Genomic DNA, 22,254 nt, shown 5'->3' with positions numbered 1-22,254 from the left:
GTTGGGTAAAAATCAAGCTTTTCGTACGGTGGGAACGAATAACATTCTCTCATCAACGGTGCAGAGGCCAGTGTGGCACTGCTACGGAATCCCCAAGGAGAGCTGATGACGACGAGTAAAGAGTTGCTGCTGAATGGCTCATTGCTACTCCAGCAGATTAAGGTGCTCGGAGAGCTGGGGGGCGACAGTGAAAATGGCGGTAGAACAAGAATTGCACTGACCGATGCCGAAAAAGCTGGCCGTGATCTTGTAGTGGGTTGGATGCGTGACCTTGAACTACACATTCAGGTCGATCGAATTGGCAACATTTTTGGCACCTTGCGATCCCCAAATTATTCGGTAACTGAGCGCCCGCTGATGATGGGCTCGCACATCGATACCGTTACCAATGCCGGGGCACTCGATGGCTGCTATGGCGTGCTCGCCGGTTTGGCGGTGATTCGCGCCTTTCGTGATGCGGGCGTTTTGCCGCAGCGTTCCATTACGGTTGGCGCCTTCACCAACGAAGAGGGTGTTCGTTATCAGCCCGATATGATGGGCTCGCTGGTGTACGCAGGCGGTATGCCAGTAAACGAGGCACTGGACACGATCGGTACAGACGGAACCCGACTGGGTGATGAGCTTGAGCGTATCGGTTATGCAGGACTGCTTGAGCCTGGTTTCATTGTCCCTCATGAATACATCGAGCTTCATATTGAGCAGGGCCCGATCCTTGAGGCCGAACAGACGCTTATCGGCGTGGTTGAGAACCTGCAGGGAATTTCCTGGCAGCAGGTTGAGATCAAAGGTAGTGCCAACCACGCCGGTACGACCCCAACGCGTCTACGCCATGATGCGGGATTTGTGGCCAGCTCGATCGTCACTGAGTTGAGGGCCATTGCTGTCGGCACGGGCTCCACCCTAGCAACGGTCGGCTGCATGAAGTTCGAGCCCAATGTGATCAACGTCATACCCCGCAAAGCGACTTTCACCGTCGATTTGCGAGATCCCGATGAAGCCAGATTGGTGTGCGCAGAGAACCGGCTCCGCGAGTACCTGGACGGCATCGCCCAGCGGGAGGGTGTATCGATCACCACCGAGCGTCTGGTGCGATTTGAGCCGGTAATTTTCAACGCCGATCTCGCAAACGAAATTGAGGCTAGCGCAGAGCGTCTCGGTTACAGCCATCGGCGGATGACATCTGGTGCCGGACACGATGCGCAGATGATCGCGCGCATCGCGCCTTCTGCGATGATTTTTGTGCCCAGCCGCGGGGGTATCAGTCACAACCCTCGCGAACACACAGACGATCAGCAACTGATCCAAGGTGCGCAAGTGTTACTGGACGTCGTCAGCCGTCGCCTCCTAGCTTCCTGATTTACCACGAACCATGACCCGTCACCCGCTGGACAGTAGTGCTGCGGGGAGGGCTTCCCTTGCCTGTAATCTGGAGTTACCAATGTTCATAGCCAACCCCAAAGCTAAACGTCAGTCTTACCCGGAATCCCTTCAGTCGGTCATGGGTATCGCCCAGGCGCAGGAGAGCCGTCAATGGTTGTCCCAGTGGTCGCGTCTGAATCCTGGAGCTACGCCGCTTTACTCGTTGCCTGATCTGGCCAAAGAATTGGGTGTGCAGGCAGTCCTTGTCAAAGATGAATCAACGCGATCAGTCCTGGGCAGCTTTAAAGCGCTGGGTGCCCCGATTGCGCTTGTTCGTCTGATTTTGCGCACGTTCCCTGAGCAGCATTTCGAGCCGCGTGGCCTGTTGGAAGGTAAGTACGCCGACGCGCTCGCAGACTTTACTGTAATTAGTGCGACAGACGGCAACCACGGCAAGGGACTGGCAGCTGCGGCGCAGAGCATCGGTTGCCGCTGCGTCATCGTTCTGCATGCCAATGTCAGCGTTGAGCGTGAGGATGCCATTGCGGCCTATGGTGCTCAGATTGTCCGCATTACGGGGAATTACGATGAGTCGGTCGAGGAGGCGGCCTCGCTTGCGGCCAACAATGACTGGATTGTCGTTTCGGATACCTCGTACGAAGGCTACGAAGTGATTCCACGCGATGTCATGCAAGGATATGGAACCATTGCAGCAGAGATAGTCGAGCAGACCGATGGCAGTAAGCCAATACCTGCTTTCACCCATGTTTTCCTGCAAGGAGGTGTCGGCGGTCTAGCTGCCGGCATCGTCAGCTATTTGTGGGAGCAATTCGGCGAAGCCCGACCGACCTTCGTCATGGTCGAGCCAGTGCAGGCTGACTGCCTTTATCAAAGCGCACGCTTGAGTAAGCCGGCAAAGGCCACAGGTTCTGTGGACTCAGTAATGGCCGGTTTGGCGTGTGGTGAAACTTCTCCACTGGCCTGGCGCTTCCTTGAGCCCAGCGTCGATTTCTTCATGACCATTGAAGACGATGAAGCTATCGCCGCAATGCGTCGGCTCGCTACTGGCAGCGCTCGCGATATTCCTTTGGTTGCAGGTGAATCCAGTGTCGCCGGTCTGGCAGGTCTTGCTCGATTGGTGAAAGCCGCAAGCGCAGCGGCGGATGTGGGTATTGATGCCACTGCACGCGTCCTGTTCATCAGCACTGAAGGCGCAACTGCACCAGGTGTGTATGCCGACCTGGTAGGAGAAACTGCTGCTTCCGTGCTGGGTCGTCAACAAGGCTGGATCTCTCAACCCTGATCAAGTCGATCGATTACGTCTGAGGGTTGAAAAAGCACAACCCTCAGGCCGCTCCGTACAAAAAAAATAACGGGAGAAGGCATGAACAAAATAAAACGTGACATCAGTCCCTGGTCATTAATGCTGACCGGTCTCGGCTCCATAATCGGTTCGGGATGGCTGTTCGGCGCTTGGCATGCGTCGGCAATTGCCGGGCCAGCCGCGATCTTGGCTTGGGTTATAGGTGCGGTTGTAGTCCTCGCTATTGCGCTTACTTACGCTGAGATGGGGGCAATGTTTCCCGAGTCGGGCGGCATGGTCCGCTATGCCAGATACTCACATGGATCATTGGTAGGGTTCATGGCCGCATGGGCCAACTGGATCTCCATTGTCTCGGTAATACCGATCGAGGCGATCGCATCGATCCAGTACATGGCTTCCTGGCCATTCCCCTGGGCGAAGGGACTCGTAGAGCATGGCGAGCTGACTACCAGCGGATTGGTCGCAAGCGCAGGTCTGGTGATGGTTTATTTTGCTCTGAACTACTGGGGCGTGAAGCTCTTCGTCAAAACCAATACTGCTATCACTGTCTTCAAACTGGTTGTTCCCGCACTCACCGCTGTTGCACTGATATCGACTCAGTTCAACACCGAGAACTTCGGTGACGGCTCCGTCGCAAGCTTCGCCCCATACGGATGGTCAGCTGTCTTCACGGCTGTGGCTGCTAGCGGAATCGTATTCAGCTATAACGGATTTCAGAGTCCGGTCAGCCTTGCAGGCGAAGCACGCAATCCCGGTAGAAGCATTCCATTTGCATTGATCGGCTCGGTCGTCATATCGCTGCTCATCTACGTGCTGCTGCAAGTCGCCTTTATCGGTGCAGTGAGCCCTGAGAGCATCGTCGCCGGCTGGCATAGTCTTAATTTTGAATCTCCTTTAGCGCAGCTTGCTCTTGCTTTGAACCTCAATTGGCTGGCGATGCTGCTCTATCTGGACGCATTCGTGAGCCCTTCCGGTACCGGTTCGATTTACACCGCAACCACCGCTCGTATGGTTTATGCAATGGAGAAGAATAAAACGTTGCCCAAGATATTCGGCAACCTCCATCCGCTTTACGGCGTGCCGCGCCAGGCCATGTGGTTGAACCTCGCGGTCAGCTTCATTTTCCTGTTTTTCTTCCGTGGCTGGGGCACTTTGGCGGCTGTGATATCGGTAGCCGTGATCATCTCATTCCTGACTGGGCCTATCAGCCTGATGTCCCTGCGTGTCCATGCCCCCGACATTCATCGGCCGCTACGGCTCAAGGGTATGCAGGTAGTCGCTCCCTTCGCCTTCATCTGTGCTTCGTTGGTGTTGTACTGGGCCCGCTGGCCCCTGACTGGGCAAGTCATTCTGCTCGTTATCGGAGCGCTGCCTATCTACTTCTATTACCAGGCGAAAAGCGGCTGGAGAGGGTTCGCTCAAGAGCTCCGAGCTGCGCTTTGGCTGATCGGGTATTTGCCCGCTATGGCGCTGATTTCATGGATCGGAAGCGAAGCTTTCGGCGGGATTGGCTTGCTGGCCGAGGGCGTGGACATGGGGGTGGTTGTTGTTGTCGCGTTTATGTTTTACCGATTGGGTGTACGCAGCGGATATCGCACGCCCTACCTAAAGGAAAGTGTCATTTGGCAGCAAGCGGACAGCACGGGTGCGGGGGCGCCGGCTTCGATTTCAGAGCAATCACTGGTCAGGTAATAGCGAGAAAAATGATGATGAGTACAGGTACTTTGGAAGAGCGCCTCGTGCAGTGGCGGCATAATTTTCATCGCCATCCTGAAACGGGTTTCGAAGAGTTTACGACATCCGACAAGGTGGCTGAGATTCTGAATGGTCTCGGCCTTACAGTTCACAGAGGGATAGGCGGAACAGGACTGGTAGCCAGCCTCACCGTGGGGACTGGCGGGGGAGTAGTCGGTTTGCGCGCTGATATGGACGCTCTGAACATTACCGAATGTGGAGTGGGGCGCGAACATGCATCCTGCCATGCAGGGAAAATGCACGCCTGTGGTCATGATGGGCATATGGCAATGGTGCTCGGTGCGGCCGAGTTGCTATGCGCTCGACGGAATTTTAACGGCACCGTGAGGTTCATTTTTCAGCCTGCCGAAGAGCATGGTCGTGGCGCCAAGGCGATGATGGCCGATGGGCTTTTCGAGCGTTTTCCGGTCGACGCCATCTATGGCGCGCACAACATGCCAGGGATGCCGGCTGGCCAGATAGCTACGCGCGTTGGTGGAATCATGGCGAGCGAAGACAATTTTGTTATTCGCATCACAGGAAAAGGCACCCATGCCGCCCGGCCTCACATGGGCATCGATCCGATGGTTATTGGCGCGCAAGTCGTACTGGCGTTGCAAACTATTGTATCGCGTAACGTGGACCCTAGCCTGTCCGCGGTGATCTCGTGCACAGAGTTCACTACCGATGGGATCCGAAACGCGATACCGACGCTGGTGACAATCAAGGGTGACACAAGGAGCTACAGTCCAGATGTTCAACAATTACTTGAGCGGCGAATGCGTGAAGTATGCGAAGGGCTCTGCCATCTTAATGGAGCGACCTGTGAGTTCGAGTACACCCATGAGTTTGCCCCTACCGTAAACTGGGCTGGTAATACCGAAATCGCCGTTTCCGCAGCCAGGAACGTGGTAGGCGAAGAGGCGGTGGTAGCGGAGGTTGCCCCGATGATGATCTCGGAAGACTTTGGCGCTTTTCTTCAGCAAGTCCCGGGCAATTTTGTCTTCATCGGCAATGGGGCGGAGGGCCAATCAGGTGCTACGCCTTTGCACAACTCGGCTTATGATTTCAATGATGCAATTCTGCCCATAGGGGCATTGTACTTCTCTGAGGTTGCGCGGCTTAGCTTGCCGATATAGCACGAGAATCGAGTGATGCGGCTGCTAGCGATATCGCCGGCCGCATCACTTGTTTCTGTTGCCACCCGACCGCCCTGCACATCACGCAACGGACATGCGAGCCGTGAGGTTCTGCTGCATGTAGTCCAGGAATCGCCGTTGGAACAACATGGTGTGTTCATGCGCCGCGGCCTCAGCGGCATCGGCGTCGCGCGACGCGATGGCTTGAATCATGTCATCGTGATCGCGACCCAATCGGTGGGTGCTGGCTGAGCTGACAATGTGGTCGAAGTGCAAGTGAAGCAAGCGCTGGCCTTCCCCGAGTAACCGCTCGTAGTAGTTGATGAAGTAGGGGTTACGGCCAGCGTGGGCGATGGCCATGTGGAAGGCCTTGTTCAACTCGGACATGGATTGAAAATCACCGCGGGTCACGGCTTGCAAATACGCTGCATCCGCGTTGCGTATTGCCACCAGGTCCTCGGGGCGATGCTGGGTTGCGGCAAGGCGTGTGACCGCACGCTGGATCAAATCCAGTGCAGAAACGTAATTGGGGAATTCTTCAATTTCGAACGGCGTAACCAACGTAGTGCGGTTTGGCAGTATGACTACCAGACCTTCGGTGATCAGGCGTGCCAAGGCGTCGCGCACCGGGGAGCGGGAGAGCCCAAACTGGGCGGCCAGTGACACTTCATCAAGCTGCACGCCGGGTTTAAGCTTGAGGGTCAGGATTTGTTTACGTAACTCTTCGTAAATATACCGACCACCGTGGCGGCGAACGCCGGTTTCTTTATCGATTTCTTTTGCCATCATCAGGTCTCGTTGGTCTGACCCGTATCATACAGGCCAACCCTTCTTCTATTGCAGTCGTTCACGACTGGGCGACCGGTAGCATGGGGCGGGGATGGCTTCTACGTCAAACTTTGCCCACCTTGGCGTCCGACTGTTCTTGTATGTGAAGCACTGGGGGTACTTATTGCACGGTTGAGAGAGATTTTCGGAGAGGGACGCACTGTGCCTTTTTCTTCCTTTGGCACAGTGCGCTAGGACCACTATTTCAGTCCCACACCCCACGTATCGCTAAGCATGAAGCCAGCAGAAAGCGGATCGTCAGGGTCGACTCCCAATTGCTGAAGGCCATACAACCACGCGCGTCCGGTCACTCTCGGCAACACCGCCGCACGGCCGCCAACCTCGTCGTGGCCTAGCAACTCCACTTGGAATTGCCCGCCGATGGTCGAACGTGAGGTCAGTCGATCACCGGCACTTACCAACCCGCGCGCGGACAGTGTTGCCAGGTTGGCTGAGCTGCCGGTACCGCAGGGTGATCGATCAACCCGACCAGGAGGCAGCGTGGTGCACGTCTGGTAAGTGCGTTCGTCCAGCCGGTTGCGGAACATGACATAGGCCACTTCATTGACGGATGGCAGTAGCGGATGCTGGATGGTCAATTGACGATTGATGACATCCTTCAACGCTACACCAGCATCTGCAAGTGCCCGTGCATTCTCCGGGGCGATGGTCAAGCCGGTCTGCTCTACATCAATCAGCGCGTAGTACACGCCGCCGAAGGCCACATCCACCTTGATCGAACCAAACGCCTCAGTCTCGATCTCCAGGTCCAAATGCTCAACGAACGCCGGCACCATATCCAGCGACACGCTCTGGCATCGGCCATTTGCGCAGCGGGCTCGAGCGGTGACCAGGCCCGCCGGGGTATCGAGCACCACGGTGGTTTCCGGTTCTTGCATCGGTACCATGCCCAGTTCGAGTAAAGCAGTAACGACGCAGATGCAATTGCTGCCAGACATCGGATGGGCCTTATCGGCTTGCAACACGATAAAGCCAGCATGAGCCTCTGGGCGGGTCGGCGGCAGCAGTAGGTTGACCGACATCTGCAGGCAGCCGCGTGGCTCCAGTGTCACCAAGCGGCGTAGGCTGTCGTCGACCTCATTGATGTAATTCATCTTGTCGAGCATGGTGGCACCCGGGACGCCAATGACGCCCCCGGTGATGACCTTGCCGATCTCGCCTTCGCAGTGCACTTCAGCCAGCTGAAGCGTCTGTTTCCAACGCATGGGAGTTACCTCACTTAATGTACCAGCCCCAAGGCTGTTCGCTGTTGTAGCGAGTGATCTGCTTGGTTTCCAGGTAGTTGTTCAAGCCCCATTCGCCCAGCTCGCGACCGATGCCACTCTGCTTGTAGCCGCCCCATGGGGCTTCGGTGAAAGTCGGTTGGGAACAGTTGATCCAGACGATGCCTGCGCGGAACTTGCGCGCTACGCGTTCGCAACGTTCCAAGTCTTTGGACATCACGGCAGCGCCCAGACCGAAGCGCGAGTTGTTAGCGGACTTGACCGCTTCCTCTTCGGTGTCGAATGGACGGATGCACACAACAGGGGCGAAGATCTCCTCGTTCCAGATCCAGCTGTCCTCCGGCACGTCGGCAAACACCGTGGGTTGCAGGTAGAAACCTTTGTCCAGGTGCGCCGGGCGCTCGCCACCACACACCAGTCGAGCGCCTTCCTCCAGGCCGCGGGAGATGGCTTTCAGCGTGCCTTCGTACTGGCTGCGGTTGACCAGCGGGCCGAGCAGCACGCCTTCTTCCATGCCGTTGCCGATCTTGATCTTGCGAGCTTCTTCGGCCAGACGGGCCAGCAGCGGCTCGTAAGCGGAGCGCTCCACCAGCACGCGGGAGGTGGCCGAGCAAACTTCGCCCTTGTTCCAGAAGATGCCGAACATGATCCACTCGACGGCCTTTTCGATATCGCTGTCGGCGAAGATCACGAATGGCGACTTGCCGCCCAGTTCCAGGGTCACGTTCTTGATGTCCTGGGCGGCGGCTTGCATGATGCGGCTGCCCACCGGCACGCTGCCAGTGAAGGCCAGCTTGTCAACGCCCGGGTGCGCGGTGAGCGCTGCCCCCACTTTGGAGCCCGGGCCAGTTACGATGTTCAGCACGCCGGCTGGCAGGCCAGCCTCATCGGCGATTCGAGCCAGTTCCAGTGCGGTCAGCGAGGTCTGCTCGGCAGGCTTGAGAATAATGCTGCAACCGGCGGCCAAGGCTGGGGCAATCTTCCAAGAGGCCATCAGCATCGGGAAGTTCCACGGCACGATGGCGCCGGCTACGCCGATTGGTTCCTTGCGAGCCAGCGAGCTGAACCGATCATCGGAGAGGGTAACGTCCTTTTCGCGATTGCGATCCAGCTCTTCGGCCAGATTGGCGTAGAAGTCGAAGCAGCCAGCGGTGTCGCCGATGTCCCACATTGCTTCCGGGAACGGCTTGCCGTTGTCGCGTACTTCAATCGTCGCCAGTTCTTCCTGACGTGCACGAATACCGTCGGCAATCTTGCGCAGGTATTTGCCACGCTCGGCGCCACTCAAACGTGGCCATGGGCCTTCATCGAAGGCCGTACGGGCGGCCTTGACGGCAACGTCGATGTCGGCTGCACTGCCAGAGGCCACAGTGGCAATCAGGCTTTCATCGCTCGGGTCGAAGGATTCGAAGCTACCACCTTCGATTGGGCTGACCCATTGGCCATTGATATAGAACTGATCGTAGCGGTTCATGCTGTACCTCCAATAAGGGCGAAGCGTCGGGCGCTGAATGCAGAAAGGTTTTGTCCAGGTGTGCGCTGTGCGACTAGGTCGCTGACCAAGCGGCCGGTGGTCGCGCCGAGGGTCAGGCCCAACTGGCCATGACCGAAGGCCATAATCACGTTGCTCAGGCGTGGTGAGCGGTCGATGACTGGCTTGGTATCCGGCAAGAAGGGCCGGTAACCGACGCCGAACTCCATGCCCTGGGTGTTCAGTTGTGGGAGTACCCGACGGGCCTTTTCCATGATGATTTCGGCGCGCTTGAAGTTCGGTTCGGCACCTGGCGCGGCGAACTCGATGGTGCCGCCGATCTGCAGGCCTCGGGTCATCGGCGCAAAGCAGAAGCCGCCGTCGGCATAAATCACTGAGTGACGGATTTCTACTTCGGGCGTAGGTAGAACAGCTTGATAACCGGCGATGCCAGCAAGCGGAATATTAACGCCCAAGGATTCAAAGAACGCACGTGCACCGGTACCGGCAGCGATGACGATGTGCTCCGCTGGAAGGCGAGTGCCGTCCGACAGGGTCACGCCAGTAGCTCGGTCATGGTTCTCATCGATCTTCTCGGCTTTTTGCCTTACACGTTCACCACCTTGCTTGATGAAGCTGTCTGTCAGTGCGGCGATGAAACCTTCGGTATCGCTAACAGCGCGCCAGTCCGGGAACATCAGGCCATGCTGAAATTTGCCGGCCAACGCGGGTTCAAGGTCGCCGATCGCCGCGCCATCCAGTTCTTCGGATTTGAACCCCAGCTGTTTGCGTAGCTCCAGGTGTGGGCGTTCGTGCGCAAGGCCAGCCGGTGAGTCAAATACCTCTAGGATCGGACGGTCACCCAACAGAGCTTTGTCCGGGCAAGCGTCGAGTAGCGGGGCGTAATCCTGGTAGACGTGCTGGGTCAGGCGCGCCATGTCTTGGGCGATCTCGTGAATTTTCGAGGAGCGCGCGCAAGCCAGAAATCGCAGGAACCAAGGAAGGATTCCGGGAAGTGCGCTTGGGCGCAAGGCCAGGGGACCTTTCTGGTCGAGCAGCCAGCCCGGGATCTTCATCAGAATACCAGGCTTGGACAGCGGAATGACTTCACTGACCGCCATCTGACCGCAACTCCACTTGGCGGTACTGTCGCCCGGTGCGGCAGGGTCGACGAGCGTGACCTTATGGCCTTCGCGCTGCAGGTACAGCGCGCAGCAAACACCGACGATGCCGCCGCCTATGACCACGGCGTTCTGCGATGACGATTGTGGGGTGTTCATGGTTCTGTCTCGTATCAAGAGAAGATTCAAGGGGGCCGCATGACGGCCCCGTATAGCCTTACTGCTGGGATGCCTCGAATACCTTGCGGAATTCGGTTTTTTCTTCTTCGGTGAGCGGCAGCAGTGGTGCGCGGGCATTGCCGACCTTGAAGCCAGCCAGTTCGGCACCGAACTTGACCTTCTGCACGAACTTACCGCTTTCCAGGTTGGCCATGGCCGGGAACAGGCTACGCATTACCTGCTGTGCGCCGCGGATGTCGCCGCTGGTGAACGCTTTGTGGAAAGCCACGACCTTCTCTGGGAAGATGTTGGCCGGGCCACAGATCCAGCTATCGGCGCCCCACAGGTAGAAGTCCAGGGCTTGGTCGTCCGAGCCGCAGGACAGCTGAATACCTTTGTATTTTTCACCGATCTCAATGGCGCGCAACAGATTGCCACTGCTTTCCTTGATCCCGATCACGCGCGGGTGGTCATTCAGGGCCGCGACGACGTCCAGGCCCACTTCGACGTTGGTGCGTACCGGATAGTTGTAGAGCACCACGTTGATCTGGGGGAAGGTCTCGAGAATCGTGTTGTAGTGTGCCAACAGTTCTTCTTGGGATGGCAGCGCGTAGTATGGTGGGGCGATCAGCAGGTTGGTATAGCCAGCATCGACAGTCTGCTTGATCTGTTCCAGCACTTCGCGGGTGCATGAGCCGTTGGCGCCCGCGATCAGGGTGCCGCGGTCGCCCACGACTTCTTTGACGGTGGCCAGGATCTGGCGACGCTCTTCGTTGGTCAGTGCGTAGTACTCTCCGGTGGAGCCCAGCGGTACGAAGCCGCTGACGCCTGCCTTGAGCTGATGCTCGAGGATCGAAGCCAGGGTGTCGTGGTCGACCTTGCCTGCGGCGTCGAACGGGGTGACCAGGGCGGGCAGGATGCCATTCAGTTTCATTGAAAATCTCCAGTTAGTCAGGGGAGGTTTAGTAGGCGTAGCGGCGCAGCAAGCGCCCTTCGACCACACCGACCAGACGAGTCAGCGGGAAGGCTACGAGGAAGTAGATGACCGCTACAGCCGAGAGGAACTCGACCGGACGGGCAGTGCTGTTGGAAATGTTCTGGCCGACGAACATCAGGTCGGCGACACCCACGGAGGAGATCAATGCACTCTCTTTGAACAGGCTGACCACGTTCGACAGCAGCGGCGGTACGGCACGCAGCAGAGCCTGTGGGAAGATCACGTAGAGGACTTTGACCTTTGGGGTCAGTCCCAACGCGGTGCATGCATCGTGCTGTTCGCTGGCAATGGACTTCAGCGCGCCACGGAAGGTCTCACTGGTGATCGCTCCCATAAACAAGGTTAGGGCGATAAGCACCGAGACATACGGTGGTATATCGAGACCGAACACCACCGGAAAGCAGAAAAACACCCAGAACAGCTGGATAAGCAGGGGCGTACCGCGAAAAAACTCCACGTAAAGGGTTAACGGCAGGCGTATCAAAGGTGTCTTGAGTTGGCGCAACATGCTGACCACAAAGCCCAGCGTGCTGCCCAGCAAGGCACAGGCACCGGTGAACGCTAAGGTCAGGGCAAGGCCCTTCAGGAGCACCGGCCAGTAGCCCAGAACAACCGAAAAATCGAGTGGCATGGTTTTCTCCTCAGCGCTGTCCGGCCAGTTCCTGGCGCCGCTCGAACCACTGCACCAACTGCCCAATTGGCAGCGACAAGGCAAAGTAGATGAGGGCGATCAGGGTGTAGGTTTCGAGGGGGCGATAGGCCTCGGTGGCCAGGCTCTTGCCCACGTACATCAGATCGGCAACCGCGACGATGGCCACCAGCGCGCTTTGTTGAAGCGTGCCAATGCCGTTGGTAATCAGCACTGGCAGGGCGCTGCGCAGCGACTGTGGCAGGATCACATAGACGGTGCGCTGCCAAGACCGAAGTCCCAGTGCAATGCAAGCGTCCAAGTGTTCGCGTGGTACAGCTTGCACACCCGCGCGGTATGCTTCGGCATTGAATGCAGTGAGGTTCAGGCCCAAAGCCAGGAAGCCCATGGCAATCGGGTCGATGAACACGTCGAAGAGCATCGGCACGCAATAAAAAAACCAGACGATCTGCAGCAATGCTGGGGTGCAGCGGAAGAACTCGATGAAGAGCTGCGCCGGCCAGCGGATGACAGACCAGCGGCTAAGCGTCATCAGACAAAGCACGAAGCCGCAGGTCAGGCCAATCAGGTTGGAGACCAGAGCCAGTTGCAGTGTCACCTTCAAGCCATCAAGCAATGCTGGCAGGCTACCGCTCAGAAAATGGAAGTCGAATTGATAGTTCATGAAGGCATCCCTCAGTCGAAGTGCACGACCTTCTCAAGAAATTCGCGTGTACGAGATTCCTTGGGTTGGGTGAAGATCTGATCGGGATGGCCCTGCTCGACCACCTTGCCGTTAGCGCAGAACACCACGCGGGTGGCGATGTGCCGGGCGAAATGCATATCGTGGGTGACGATGATCATTGCCATCTTCTGGTCAGCAAGCTGCATCATCACGTTCTGCACCTCGATAACCATTTCAGGGTCAAGGGCGGAGGTCACTTCGTCGAACAACATGAGGCGTGGTTCAAGCATCAGGGCGCGAGCAATCGCCACGCGTTGTTTCTGTCCACCGGATAGTTGGCTGGGATAGGCGTGCAGTTTGCTCTCCAGTCCCAATCGCGCAAGGTAGGCGCGAGCTTTTTCGGTCGCTTCGGCTTTGCTCAGGCCATGGACCTTAACGGGGGCCAGAATCAAATTGCCCAGCACCGACAGATGCGGGAACAAGGTGTAGTGCTGGAACACCATGCCGATCTGTTTGTGCAAGGTCTCGTCCAGAGGCTTGCCCTGCTTGCGGTTGCCATCGATGTAAGGTTTGCCCTGGAACTGGATGCTGCCGCCTTGGATACCTTCTAGGCCCATCAGTACCCGCAGCAACGAACTTTTGCCGCTACCGGACGGACCGATGATCACCAGGCGGTCGTCGGCACGCATGTCCAGATTCATCCCGTCCATCACCACGAGCTGTTCGGAATAAGCTTTACGCACGTTCTGTAGCTGGATAAAGCAGCCGCCCTGGCTCGAATTCGGGTTGAGCGAGGCCTGTGGCTGAGAAGCCACCAAATGTGGGGTGTTCATTACAGTCTTCTCCACGAGGTCCCCTAGCCGGGGATCTCGGTATGTCAGCGGGATTACTGGGCTTTTTGGCCCGCAATGATCTCGGCGGAAGCCTTATCTACCAGCTTGTCGATCTCACCCGTTTCACGGCGCTGGGTGATATATGCATCGAGCTGGGCAAGATCATCGGCTGGTGTCTCGTGCGCGAGTGCGAAGGACACGCCTTGCTTGGCAAGTGCTGGTACGGGGAGGACTTCATTTGCCCACGCATTGGCCATGGCGAACAGGTGGTTGGTGTCGTTGGCATCGGCCAGTACGTCGGCGCGGCGGGACATCAACGCCATGCGAGTCTCATCCGAACCCGGGAGCCGCATCAGCGTTGCGTTCTTGATGGCTGCGGTAACGGCTTTGTCTGCAGCGGTGCCAGAGATCACGGCAATTGTCACGCCTGGCTTATCGTAATCGGAGAGGTTGTTGCCAGCGTTGCTGAGTTTTGGGTTCTTCTTGTTGGTAAGCAAAGAGACCTGGTAGTCCGTCGCAGGGACCGAGAATGCTACTGCTTTGGCTCGTTCTGGCGTCTTGTTGAGTGCCATGGCCATATCCCATTTACCGCTTTGCAGTCCCGCCACCTGGTTGTCCCAGCTGGTGTCGACAAATTGCGCTTTGACCTTGAGTTCATGCTCAGCGAAATCCCGGCACAGGTCTACAAAGTAGCCGCTGTATTTCCCGGTGGCCGGGTCGCGCATCACGTAGGGAGCGGCAACTGCAGCGCCGCAGCGCAGCACGCCGGCTTGTTGGACGCTTTTCCAAGTTTGGTCGCCAGCTTGAGCGGCGGGTTGCATCAGGAGCAAGGCGCTGGCGAAAGCGAAGCCGCGACCGATTGTGCGGGAAAGGGACGGTGCCATTTTGAATCTCTCCAGTAATTGTTCTTGTAGACAGAAGAGCAAGCAAAAAACGATTGAAGTTTGTATTTGTTGTGAGTGCCGCACTGTGTGCAGTGGTGCATTCAGGCTATTGCGAATCCGCTGAAGCTGTCAACACGCCGCAAAGAATTTTTTGAAGCAAAAACGCCCCGACTCACACGCAAATGTGAATGGGAGCGTAGGCAGGGCGGGGGTGACTCGGGCGTTAAGCGGCAGGGCCGGTCATTTGGAGTTCGTTCAGAAAACGCTCAAGAATCAAGTTCTGCCGGCGCCCTTTTCGAGTCGCAATGGCTAATTTGGATTCAAAGTACAGCCTGTCAGGGCCAAGAGGAGCCATGAGACCTTTTTCAACCCATGTGGCGGCGTAGTGGTCGGGTAGAAATCCAATGTAACTGCCGGTCAAAATCAGGAACGCTATGCCTTCCCGATCTGTTGCTGAAGCCGCGAAGTTGAGCAGTTGGTGCAAACCGATGGCTTCTGCGGTCATCCTGTAGGTAGGCACTACGGCGTCTGCCAGCGACAGCTGCTCGTCGCTGACGTTGGCGGCCGAGGCGAATAGGGGATGCTCATGGCTGCAATACAGACTTGATCGCTCCTCGTAGAGGAGGGTGTAGTCCAGCCCTGACAAAGGTGAGATCAATGGCACGGCGCCCACATGGAGCTGCCCGTCGAGCAAACCCCGCTCAATTTCCCCTGGAGTGCTCATGCTCAGATTGATGCGCACGCCACTGCCTTCGGCCCTTACAGCCTTGAGCGCATGTGTGATGCGCATCTTGGGCTGCGTAACCAAGTTGTTCACGATGGCAACGTTTAAGTCCCCGCGCAGATGCTGGTGCATCTGGTTCACTTCGCTGCGAAAGCCCTCGATTGCAACCAGAACGGTTTCACTCGCCCGTAGTACCTCACGCCCTTCATCGGTCAGGGCGAAACCTGCTCGGCCGCGTTGACACAAGCGCATTCCAAGACGCTTTTCAAGGTCTCCCATGTGGAGGCTGATTGCGGATCTGGTTATCCCCAAAACGCTCTCGGCCCCTGAAAAACTGCCACATTCGGCCACGGTCTTGAAAACTCGTAACAGCCTCAGGTCAAAATCGCTTACCTGGTGAAGGGGTATTTTTTTAGTCATACGTGAGCGATCCAATAACTGAATGCAAGAAAATATAGATTTAACGCACATGATGTTCCGGCACAAGCTACACACGTCCATCAACGCTCAGGATCGCCTTCATGAATCAGGCCTTGCAGACCCAAATCTCCTTGGCCAGTGGGCTTCAGCTCGAATCACACTGGATGCCGTTCTCGTCGAACCGCAATTTCAAGAAAGACCCGCGCTTCATCGTAGGCGCGAAAGGTAACTGCTTGATTGATGAGCATGGTCGAGAAGTGTTCGACAGCCTTTCTGGATTATGGACCTGCGGCGCTGGCCACTCCCGACAAGAGATTGCTGATGCTGTTGCGAAGCAACTGGTAACGCTGGATTACTCCCCGGCGTTTCAGTATGGCCATCCTTTGTCATTCAAACTGTCAGAGAAAATCGCCGGTTTGATGCCAGGAAATCTCAAGCATGTGTTTTTCACTGGTTCAGGTTCCGAGAGCGCGGATACCTCGATCAAAATGGCTCGGGCATATTGGCGATTGAAAGGCCGGCCTGGGAAAACCAAGCTGATCGGCCGGGCTCGTGGATATCATGGTGTGAACGTCGCCGGTACCGCATTGGGTGGTATTGGAGGCAATCGCAAGATGTTCGGTGAGTTGATGGACGTCGACCACCTTCCGCACACCTTGCAGCCGCATCTGGCATTTACCAAGGGGGCGGCAGAGACCGGTGGGGTGGCGCTTGCCGATGAGCTACTCAAATTGATCGAGCTGCACGATGCCTCCAATATCGCGGCGGTTATCGTCGAACCCATGTCCGGCTCGGCTGGAGTAATCGTACCGCCGCAAGGTTATTTGCAACGTCTGCGCCAGATCTGCACCCAGCACGACATCCTGCTCATCTTTGACGAGGTCATCACTGCCTTCGGCCGGCTAGGGACCACAACGGGTGCAGAGTACTTTGGTGTTACTCCAGATCTGATGAATGTAGCTAAACAGCTTACAAATGGTGCGATTCCCATGGGGGCAGTGATCGCTACCCGTGAGATATACGACACCTTCATGTATCAGGCGTCCCCTGAATATGCGGTCGAGTTTACCCATGGCTACACGTATTCAGCACACCCCGTAGCGTGCGCTGCCGGGCTCGCCACGCTGGACCTGCTGGATAAAGAGAATCTTATTCAGCGGTCAGCAGAGCTGGCGCCTCACTTTGAGGAGGCAATACACGGCCTGAGGGGCGCTAAGCACATCATCGACATTCGAAATTGTGGACTTGCAGGCGCATTGCAACTTGCCCCTCGCGACGGTGACGCGCATATCCGGCCTTTCGAAGCGGGCATGGCACTTTGGAAAGCAGGTTTCTACGTTCGCTTCGGTGGGGACACCCTGCAGTTCGGACCAACCTTCAATACCAAACCTCAGGAACTGGATCGTCTGTTCGATGCAGTCGGCCAAGCGTTGCACGGAATCAATTGAGCAGCACGCCCGATGCGTTGGGGCACCTCCTTAATACAACAACTACACAGCTTGTGACCAAGCTCGAGGAAAGAAAATGGCAACTATCAAGCACTTGATCAATGGTGAACACATCACTGACGATGCTCGTACCACTGATGTATTCAACCCAGCCACCGGCCAGGTCATCCACAAGCTGGGCCTGGCCAGCCGAACTACGGTGCAAAAGGCCATCGACTCTGCTCAGGCGGCGTTCCCTGCATGGCGTAATACCCCTCCAGCGAAGCGCGCCCAGGTCATGTTCCGTTTCAAACAGCTGCTGGAAGCGAACGAGCAGCGTATCGCTCAACTGATCAGCGAAGAGCACGGTAAAACTATTGAGGACGCTGTGGGCGAACTCAAGCGCGGCATCGAGAACGTTGAGTTCGCAACCGCTGCGCCGGAAATTCTCAAGGGTGAGTACAGCCGTAACGTTGGGCCGAACATCGATGCCTGGAGCGATCTTCAGCCGATCGGCGTCGTCGCCGGTATTACTCCGTTCAACTTCCCGGCGATGGTACCCCTGTGGATGTATCCACTGGCTATCGCCTGCGGCAACTGCTTCATTCTCAAACCATCCGAGCGTGATCCAAGCTCGACATTGCTGATTGCCGAATTGCTGCACGAGGCCGGCCTGCCCAAGGGCGTGCTGAACGTGGTGCATGGCGACAAAGAAGCGGTGGACGCGCTGATCGACGCACCTGAGGTCAAGGCACTGAGCTTCGTCGGCTCGACCCCGATTGCCGAGTACATCTACTCCGAAGGCACCAAGCGCGGCAAGCGCGTCCAGGCGTTGGGCGGCGCGAAAAACCACGCGGTGCTGATGCCTGATGCTGAGTTGGACAACGCCGTCAGCGCGTTGATGGGGGCCGCCTATGGCTCGTGCGGCGAGCGTTGCATGGCCATTTCGGTAGCCGTGTGCGTAGGTGACCAGGTTGCAGATGCGCTCATCGCTAAGCTCGAGCCTCAAATCAAAGCCCTGAAAATTGGTGCCGGTACCCATTGTGGTTTGGACATGGGCCCGCTGGTCACCGCCGCCGCCCGCGACAAAGTGCTGGGCTATATCGATGACGGTGTGGCAGCAGGCGCTAAGGTCGTGGTGGACGGTCGCGGCTTTAAGGTCGCCGGCAACGAAGATGGCTATTTCGTCGGCGGTACGTTGTTCGATCACGTTACCCCAGAGATGCGCATCTATAAGGAGGAAATCTTTGGCCCGGTGCTGTGTGTCGTTCGCGTGAACAGCCTGGAGGAAGCCATCCAGCTGATCAACGATCATGAATACGGCAACGGCACCTGTATCTTCACCCGTGACGGTGAGTCGGCGCGCCTGTTCTGCGACGAGATCGAAGTTGGCATGGTTGGCGTCAACGTTCCACTGCCGGTACCGGTGAGCTACCACAGCTTCGGTGGTTGGAAGCGTTCGCTGTTTGGCGACCTGCACGCTTACGGTCCAGACGGTGTGCGCTTCTACACCCGTAAGAAGGCAATCACTCAGCGCTGGCCGAAACGCACCAGCCATGAAGCAGCTCAGTTCGCTTTCCCTAGCAACAGCTAAGGCAAGCGCCTGGTTCGAATGCCTGCGTCATTGACTGTTCTGACGGAGAACGTAGATGGCGCAGGTGTTCGTCATTTTTCAAGCGTCTGGCTCACTTTAATTAGCAGGTCGATAAGTATCATGGCGATTACCAATCAATACGTGAAAGATCTTGATCGCGAGTACGTTTTTCACTCGTGGTCTACCCAAGGAACACTCAACCCTCTGGTGATCGCAGGCGGTGAGGGCTGCACGGTATGGGACTATGACGGTAAGCGGTACCTGGATTTTTCCAGCCAGTTGATCAATACCAACCTTGGTCATCAGCATCCTGCGGTCATCGCAGCCATCCAGGAGCAGGCTGCAGCTCTGGCGACCATCGCACCGGCAACGGCCAACCTCATTCGCGGTGAAGCGGCCAAGCGCATCATCGAGCAAGCACCTGCGGGCTTCAAGAAGATCTTCTTCACCAACGGTGGCGCCGATGCCAACGAGAATGCCATCCGTATGGCGCGCCTGTTCACCGGTCGAGACAAGGTGCTGTCGTCCTACCGCTCTTACCACGGCAATACCGGCTCGGCGATCGTCGCCACCGGCGACCCGCGCCGAGTGCCGAACGAGTACGCTCGTGGCCATGTGCACTTCTTCACCCCCTATCTGTACCGCAGCGAGTTCAACGCTCAGACCGAGGCTGAAGAAACCGAACGCGCACTGCGCCATCTGCGTCGGGTCATCGAGTGCGAGGGTGCCAGTTCGATCGCGGCTATTCTGCTGGAGAGCCTGCCAGGTACTGCAGGTGTACTGGTGACCCCGGCCGCCTACATGCAAGGCGTGCGCGAACTGGCCAACGAGTTTGGCATCATGCTGATCCTCGACGAAGTGATGGCAGGCTTCGGCCGAACCGGTAAGTGGTTCGCCTTCGAGCACTACGGCGTAGTGCCAGACTTGATCACCTTTGCCAAAGGCGTTAACTCCGGTTATGTGCCCGTCGGCGGCGTGGTGATCTCGGAGCAGTTGAGCAGCTACTTCGACACCCACTTCTTCCCAGGCGGCCTGACTTATTCCGGGCACCCGCTAGCCATGGCCTCTATCGTCGCGTCGATCGACGCCATGCGCACCGAGCGCGTGGTAGAAAACGCCCAGGAAATGGGCGAGAAGCACCTGGGCCCGCGCCTGCGCGAGTTGCAGCAGCGTCACTCGGCCATTGGCGAAGTCCGTGGCGCCGGCGTTTTCTGGGCTCTGGAGTTCGTCAGCGACAAGGCGACCCGTGCACCGTTGGCGGCGCAGACCATGCTTGCGCTCAAAAACAAGCTGATGGAGCGCGGCCTGCTGCCGTTCGTGGTCGAGAACCGTATCCACGTCGCGCCGCCTTGCATCGTCACCGCTGAAGAAGTCGAGGCCGGTATTGCCATTCTGGATGAGGTGATCGGCTCAGTACTTGGCTGATGGTTCGCAGACCGGCCTCCATCGGATGCTGGTCACTGGTTCGAGTATCTGCGTCATCGACTGTTCTGATGTAGGACCGTGATGGCACAGGTGCTCTAACCCGTAGAGTTCCTCTACGGTATATCCGCTGCAGACCTGTGGCGGGCACTTGGCTTCTCACCACTTAGTCGAAGGCTTCGGCCCAAGACCTGGCCGCCGCCACACTGGCGGCTTTTTTTATGGGAAGTTGAAAGTAACGCTTTTCCATACCCAGAACTTCATATTTGGGTCAGCGACCTCACGCAGTAACAAGAACAACAGAGGGCATTTATGAATATCAAGCAGAAACTGACCTTGGCCTTTGCTGGCATTGCCTGTGTACCCATCACTTTGGTCGCCATTGTGATCATCCTAAACCTGCGCGATGAGGCCAAAGCAGGCTTCCTGGACAGCAGCACCCGGGAGATCCGTCAGGTTAGCAATGCGATGAGCATCTTTTTCCAAGGAATTACGCAGAACGTCGAGTATCTCGCCCAACAGCCGGAGTTGATTGGTATTGGTAGCAACCTCAACAAACACTTCGACGCTCAGGATCGAAGCATGGTATTGGGTGAACAAGATCAGCGACTGACTGATGCGTTTGACCGGCTGGGGCAGAGCCACCCAAGCTATGCCTATATTTCCTATGGAGTAGCCGATGGCGGCCATGTCAGCTGGCCAGCAGGGCAAATTCTGTCGAAGTATGACCCGCGGGTGCGGCCCTGGTATCAACTTGCTATGGATAATCCAGGTAGGACAGTTCGAACTGCACCGTACTCTGGTGTGGGTGACGATTCGGTGCTGATCAGTACCGTGCGTACAGTCGCTAACCAGCTGGGCTCAAAAGGTGGGGTTATCAATATTGATGTGTCGCTCCAAGGACTTACAGAGATCGTCAAGCAGATCAAACTAGGCGAAAGTGGTTATCTGATTCTGATGGAAAATAATGGCAATGTTTTGGTGGATCCCCATGATCCAAGCCATAACTTCAAACCATTGAGCAGCTTCGGTCAGGGCTATATGCAGTTAGCCGCGGCTGGTCAGGGCTTGGCCGAGGTCATACTTGATGGGGAGGCCTATATGGCCAACGTCTACTCTGACACCAAGCTGGGCTGGACGTTTATCGGTCTGATCCAGCAAAATGAAGTCATGCAAAACAGTACGCGCTTGGCTCTGTTGATCAGTATTTTTGCCTTCTTGCTCGCCGTTATGTTCGCTGCGGTAGGTGCTGCCTTTGCGAAGTTGATCGTACGTCCGATCCTCAGCGTCACCAGTGGCTTGGAAGAAATTGCCCAAGGTGAGGGGGACTTGACTCGAAGTCTGGAGATTCGAGGGCGCGACGAAACTGCACAGCTCGCCGGATGGTTCAATCGGTTCCTGGCAGCTATTCGCAACCTGATTCAGCACATCGGTTCAGCAGCAGGGAACATTCTCAGCGCCTCCGCCAGTTCTACACGTGTTTCCAGTGATATGGAGCTTGCAGCCAGCCGTCAGAGAGAGTCGGTAGATATGGTATCCACCGCGTTTCATGAGATGGTTGCCACTGCCAACGAGGTAGCTCGCTCTTGCAGCCAGGCCGCGGAGTCAGCGGATAGTGGGCAACAGCAGGCGCGTGAGGGACAGTTGCAGATAGATGCTGCTGTTGAGAGCGTGGGGCGTTTGGGCTCTGAGATCGAGCAATCGGCACAGGCAATTCATCAGCTGGAACAGGACAGCAATGCCATCCAGTCGATACTGGGCACTATTCGCTCGATTGCTGAGCAAACCAATTTATTGGCATTGAATGCTGCCATTGAGGCGGCTCGTGCAGGCGAACAGGGGAGGGGGTTTGCGGTCGTTGCAGACGAAGTTCGTGCGTTGGCAAAGCGCACTGCTGACTCCACCGCAGAAATCGATGGGCTGCTGAATAATCTGGCCGCCCGAACGGCTGACGTGGCCCAGCAGATGCACGCCAGCTTGGAAGTGTCGGAGCAATCGGTAGTGCGTATCGGTTTGGCCCGCGAGCGCTTCGGAGAAATTCGTGAGTCCGTAGATATCATTCGCGACATGAATGCGCAGATTGCCACGGCGGCGGAGGAGCAGCATCAGGTCGCTGAGGACATCAATCATCACATCAGCCAGATCCATGAGGATGCGCGGTTGGTTGCTGAACTGGCCCAATCCGCTCGGGATGGCTCGCATAACTTGGCAGAACTGTCCGAGGAGTTGGACTCATTAGTACGCCGCTTTCGAGCATGAAG

Annotated in this window: 18 protein-coding genes and 1 pseudogene; 9 read left to right on the top strand and 10 right to left on the bottom strand. The window is 57.0% G+C overall.

Features of this window, described 5'->3' with window-relative positions:
• The first annotated feature begins 105 nt into the window (after positions 1–105).
• The 4 genes from AC6I6U_RS21650 to AC6I6U_RS21635 all read left to right on the top strand — a co-directional run bounded on the left by AC6I6U_RS21650 (position 106) and on the right by AC6I6U_RS21635 (position 5,556).
• Positions 106–1,356, top strand: a complete 1,251-nt coding sequence (locus tag AC6I6U_RS21650) for a Zn-dependent hydrolase (RefSeq protein WP_497878066.1) — start codon at positions 106–108, stop codon at positions 1,354–1,356.
• A gap of 82 nt (positions 1,357–1,438) precedes the next feature.
• Positions 1,439–2,662 (top strand): diaminopropionate ammonia-lyase, encoded by a 1,224-nt coding sequence (locus AC6I6U_RS21645; RefSeq protein ID WP_497878065.1) that lies wholly within the window; start codon positions 1,439–1,441, stop codon positions 2,660–2,662.
• A gap of 81 nt (positions 2,663–2,743) precedes the next feature.
• Positions 2,744–4,375, top strand: a complete 1,632-nt coding sequence (locus tag AC6I6U_RS21640; RefSeq protein WP_497878064.1) for an APC family permease — start codon at positions 2,744–2,746, stop codon at positions 4,373–4,375.
• Between the two features lie 17 nt (positions 4,376–4,392).
• A complete protein-coding gene (locus tag AC6I6U_RS21635) occupies positions 4,393–5,556 on the top strand; it encodes a M20 aminoacylase family protein (protein ID WP_497878063.1) in 1,164 nt (387 codons plus the stop codon).
• 81 nt (positions 5,557–5,637) lie between these two features.
• Here AC6I6U_RS21635 and AC6I6U_RS21630 read toward each other — a convergent pair whose 3' ends face one another.
• The 10 genes from AC6I6U_RS21630 to AC6I6U_RS21585 all read right to left on the bottom strand — a co-directional run bounded on the left by AC6I6U_RS21630 (position 5,638) and on the right by AC6I6U_RS21585 (position 15,550).
• A complete protein-coding gene (locus tag AC6I6U_RS21630; RefSeq protein WP_497878062.1) occupies positions 5,638–6,345 on the bottom strand; it encodes a GntR family transcriptional regulator in 708 nt (235 codons plus the stop codon).
• 239 nt (positions 6,346–6,584) lie between these two features.
• Positions 6,585–7,610, bottom strand: coding sequence for a proline racemase family protein (locus tag AC6I6U_RS21625; RefSeq protein WP_497878061.1), 1,026 nt, complete (start codon positions 7,608–7,610; stop codon positions 6,585–6,587).
• A gap of 10 nt (positions 7,611–7,620) precedes the next feature.
• Positions 7,621–9,102 (bottom strand): aldehyde dehydrogenase family protein, encoded by a 1,482-nt coding sequence (locus AC6I6U_RS21620; protein WP_497878060.1) that lies wholly within the window; start codon positions 9,100–9,102, stop codon positions 7,621–7,623.
• Positions 9,099–10,379, bottom strand: coding sequence for an NAD(P)/FAD-dependent oxidoreductase (locus AC6I6U_RS21615; protein ID WP_497878059.1), 1,281 nt, complete (start codon positions 10,377–10,379; stop codon positions 9,099–9,101). Before AC6I6U_RS21615 ends, AC6I6U_RS21620 begins: the two co-directional genes overlap by 4 nt.
• Positions 10,380–10,437: 58 nt before the next feature.
• The gene (gene dapA / locus AC6I6U_RS21610; RefSeq protein ID WP_497878058.1) at positions 10,438–11,313 is read right to left on the bottom strand and encodes a 4-hydroxy-tetrahydrodipicolinate synthase; all 876 of its coding nucleotides are present in this window, start codon (positions 11,311–11,313) and stop codon (positions 10,438–10,440) included.
• A gap of 28 nt (positions 11,314–11,341) precedes the next feature.
• On the bottom strand, positions 11,342–12,007 hold the full coding sequence (locus AC6I6U_RS21605) for an amino acid ABC transporter permease (RefSeq protein ID WP_497878057.1): 666 nt from the start codon (positions 12,005–12,007) through the stop codon (positions 11,342–11,344).
• 10 nt (positions 12,008–12,017) lie between these two features.
• Positions 12,018–12,689, bottom strand: coding sequence for an amino acid ABC transporter permease (locus tag AC6I6U_RS21600; protein ID WP_497878056.1), 672 nt, complete (start codon positions 12,687–12,689; stop codon positions 12,018–12,020).
• Between the two features lie 11 nt (positions 12,690–12,700).
• Positions 12,701–13,522: an amino acid ABC transporter ATP-binding protein gene (locus tag AC6I6U_RS21595; protein ID WP_497878055.1), complete on the bottom strand. Its 822-nt coding sequence runs from the start codon at positions 13,520–13,522 to the stop codon at positions 12,701–12,703.
• 53 nt (positions 13,523–13,575) lie between these two features.
• Entirely contained in the window at positions 13,576–14,406 is an 831-nt protein-coding gene (locus tag AC6I6U_RS21590; RefSeq protein ID WP_497878054.1) for a transporter substrate-binding domain-containing protein, read from the bottom strand.
• A gap of 223 nt (positions 14,407–14,629) precedes the next feature.
• Positions 14,630–15,550: a LysR family transcriptional regulator gene (locus tag AC6I6U_RS21585; protein ID WP_497878053.1), complete on the bottom strand. Its 921-nt coding sequence runs from the start codon at positions 15,548–15,550 to the stop codon at positions 14,630–14,632.
• A 101-nt stretch (positions 15,551–15,651) separates the two neighbouring features.
• Between AC6I6U_RS21585 and aptA the strand changes: the two genes are divergently transcribed.
• From aptA to AC6I6U_RS21560, 5 genes and pseudogenes are all read left to right on the top strand, one after another.
• Positions 15,652–16,998: an omega-aminotransferase AptA gene (gene aptA, locus AC6I6U_RS21580; protein ID WP_497878052.1), complete on the top strand. Its 1,347-nt coding sequence runs from the start codon at positions 15,652–15,654 to the stop codon at positions 16,996–16,998.
• 76 nt (positions 16,999–17,074) lie between these two features.
• Positions 17,075–18,571 (top strand): CoA-acylating methylmalonate-semialdehyde dehydrogenase, encoded by a 1,497-nt coding sequence (locus AC6I6U_RS21575; RefSeq protein ID WP_497878051.1) that lies wholly within the window; start codon positions 17,075–17,077, stop codon positions 18,569–18,571.
• A 120-nt stretch (positions 18,572–18,691) separates the two neighbouring features.
• On the top strand, positions 18,692–19,996 hold the full coding sequence (locus tag AC6I6U_RS21570) for an aspartate aminotransferase family protein (RefSeq protein WP_497878050.1): 1,305 nt from the start codon (positions 18,692–18,694) through the stop codon (positions 19,994–19,996).
• A gap of 309 nt (positions 19,997–20,305) precedes the next feature.
• A pseudogene (locus tag AC6I6U_RS21565) lies at positions 20,306–21,394 on the top strand (cache domain-containing protein); the annotation flags it as partial.
• 90 nt (positions 21,395–21,484) lie between these two features.
• Positions 21,485–22,252 carry a methyl-accepting chemotaxis protein gene (locus AC6I6U_RS21560; RefSeq protein ID WP_497883077.1) on the top strand — a complete coding sequence of 256 codons (768 nt, stop codon included), beginning with the start codon at positions 21,485–21,487 and terminating at the stop codon, positions 22,250–22,252.
• Positions 22,253–22,254 lie beyond the last annotated feature (2 nt).

Source organism: Pseudomonas sp. UTLPPB19802 (assembly GCF_059730225.1).
The sequence above is the reverse complement of the archived record's forward strand: the minus strand, read 5'-3'. Positions and strand labels throughout refer to the sequence as shown.

What these genes read in the sequence shown, in the direction of transcription:
- AC6I6U_RS21620 (WP_497878060.1), bottom strand. Translation starts at nt 9,102, where the DNA reads ATGAACCGCTACGATCAGTTCTATATCAATGGCCAATGGGTCAGCCCA.
- AC6I6U_RS21570 (WP_497878050.1), top strand. Translation starts at nt 18,692, where the DNA reads ATGGCGATTACCAATCAATACGTGAAAGATCTTGATCGCGAGTACGTT.
- AC6I6U_RS21635 (WP_497878063.1), top strand. Translation starts at nt 4,393, where the DNA reads ATGAGTACAGGTACTTTGGAAGAGCGCCTCGTGCAGTGGCGGCATAAT.
- AC6I6U_RS21590 (WP_497878054.1), bottom strand. Translation starts at nt 14,406, where the DNA reads ATGGCACCGTCCCTTTCCCGCACAATCGGTCGCGGCTTCGCTTTCGCC.
- AC6I6U_RS21630 (WP_497878062.1), bottom strand. Translation starts at nt 6,345, where the DNA reads ATGATGGCAAAAGAAATCGATAAAGAAACCGGCGTTCGCCGCCACGGT.
- AC6I6U_RS21645 (WP_497878065.1), top strand. Translation starts at nt 1,439, where the DNA reads ATGTTCATAGCCAACCCCAAAGCTAAACGTCAGTCTTACCCGGAATCC.
- AC6I6U_RS21575 (WP_497878051.1), top strand. Translation starts at nt 17,075, where the DNA reads ATGGCAACTATCAAGCACTTGATCAATGGTGAACACATCACTGACGAT.
- AC6I6U_RS21595 (WP_497878055.1), bottom strand. Translation starts at nt 13,522, where the DNA reads ATGAACACCCCACATTTGGTGGCTTCTCAGCCACAGGCCTCGCTCAAC.
- aptA (WP_497878052.1), top strand. Translation starts at nt 15,652, where the DNA reads ATGAATCAGGCCTTGCAGACCCAAATCTCCTTGGCCAGTGGGCTTCAG.
- AC6I6U_RS21640 (WP_497878064.1), top strand. Translation starts at nt 2,744, where the DNA reads ATGAACAAAATAAAACGTGACATCAGTCCCTGGTCATTAATGCTGACC.
- AC6I6U_RS21560 (WP_497883077.1), top strand. Translation starts at nt 21,485, where the DNA reads ATGGAGCTTGCAGCCAGCCGTCAGAGAGAGTCGGTAGATATGGTATCC.
- AC6I6U_RS21600 (WP_497878056.1), bottom strand. Translation starts at nt 12,689, where the DNA reads ATGAACTATCAATTCGACTTCCATTTTCTGAGCGGTAGCCTGCCAGCA.
- AC6I6U_RS21605 (WP_497878057.1), bottom strand. Translation starts at nt 12,007, where the DNA reads ATGCCACTCGATTTTTCGGTTGTTCTGGGCTACTGGCCGGTGCTCCTG.
- AC6I6U_RS21585 (WP_497878053.1), bottom strand. Translation starts at nt 15,550, where the DNA reads ATGACTAAAAAAATACCCCTTCACCAGGTAAGCGATTTTGACCTGAGG.
- AC6I6U_RS21650 (WP_497878066.1), top strand. Translation starts at nt 106, where the DNA reads ATGACGACGAGTAAAGAGTTGCTGCTGAATGGCTCATTGCTACTCCAG.
- AC6I6U_RS21615 (WP_497878059.1), bottom strand. Translation starts at nt 10,379, where the DNA reads ATGAACACCCCACAATCGTCATCGCAGAACGCCGTGGTCATAGGCGGC.
- dapA (WP_497878058.1), bottom strand. Translation starts at nt 11,313, where the DNA reads ATGAAACTGAATGGCATCCTGCCCGCCCTGGTCACCCCGTTCGACGCC.
- AC6I6U_RS21625 (WP_497878061.1), bottom strand. Translation starts at nt 7,610, where the DNA reads ATGCGTTGGAAACAGACGCTTCAGCTGGCTGAAGTGCACTGCGAAGGC.